This is a genomic window from Shewanella saliphila, assembly GCF_014648295.1.
Taxonomy (GTDB): Bacteria; Pseudomonadota; Gammaproteobacteria; order Enterobacterales; family Shewanellaceae; genus Shewanella; species Shewanella saliphila.
The window spans coordinates 1-1,013 of record NZ_BMQV01000105.1; the positions used below are offsets into that span (position 1 = coordinate 1).

The window sequence follows — 1,013 nt, forward strand, 5'->3', positions numbered from 1 at the left end:
AACCTCAGATCTGGTTAAGCAAACACGATATTAGTGCTATCTAACAGCTCAAGTTCTTGAGCTGTTAGATTTAATGATGGCTTCTCGTCTTTTAAACAATATGCAATCAATCCACCAAGTAGATTAAGCATGAACCCATGCGCGCTGCGGTGTCTTGAGTGTTCTATATAGGAAATATTTTTCAATTGGTCATTTACTGTTTCAATGATGAATCGCTTTTTTAACATGGCTCTATCCCATAAAGAAATAAACTTTTTCTTCATGTTCTTACGAACGGTGGTGATTAATTCAACGCCCTTTTCCAAAAGCTCACCCGTTAGAGCTTGGCTAATGTAGCCTTTATCGCCATAAAGCTTACCGAAAAGGTACTCAGCCATTTCACTTACAGGCTGCCTGTCATCCACATTACCTTTCGTCAGTTTTAACGCTACAATTTCACCCAAGTGATTGATAATAAGATGCAGTTTAAATCCAAACGACCACCCCATGGTTCCCTTGCCGTGTTCGGCAATGCCTTCAAAAACCTTATTTCGCTTCGCTCGAATGATATGACAGACTTCAATTTTAGTGGAGTCGACAAACTGAATTCCAGTTGGCTTTCCAAGCTTTGAAGTCAGATAGCTACACATGGGCACAACGACGCTAGGCATTAATGCAAGGAAACGCGTGTAGCTTAGCAACTCAGGAAAATAGGGCTTTAGCTGGCGACAAACATAGTTCAGATAGTAATTTTTGAAATCTCGGTAATGTGATTGATGGAAATGAATAATAATGGTCATCACTTCTGCAGGAGAAAGGCGACAAGCTCTATTGCGCTTCATTTCACCATTTTCAAGCAGTATGCGCTGCCAATGTGGGATAAATAAGTGACAGAAATCATCGACATCACAGTAGGTTTCAACTAATTTATTCATGCTCGTTCCTTTTTCTAATCACTCTTGGTCGAATGATCGGATCAAGGAACGAGCATTTAGTTCCTTTGGGGAGCTAATTTCTTATCCGAAGCTCAGGTT

The 1,013-nt window shown here is 40.3% G+C and carries 1 protein-coding gene; it reads right to left on the minus strand.

Going from position 1 to position 1,013, the window contains the following annotated elements:
- Window positions 1-14: 14 nt before the first annotated feature.
- Window positions 15-914, minus strand: coding sequence for an IS982 family transposase (locus IEY48_RS20280; RefSeq protein WP_188923344.1), 900 nt, complete (start codon window positions 912-914; stop codon window positions 15-17).
- Window positions 915-1,013: the final 99 nt, after the last annotated feature.

What these genes read in the sequence shown, in the direction of transcription:
- IEY48_RS20280 (WP_188923344.1), bottom strand. Translation starts at nt 914, where the DNA reads ATGAATAAATTAGTTGAAACCTACTGTGATGTCGATGATTTCTGTCAC.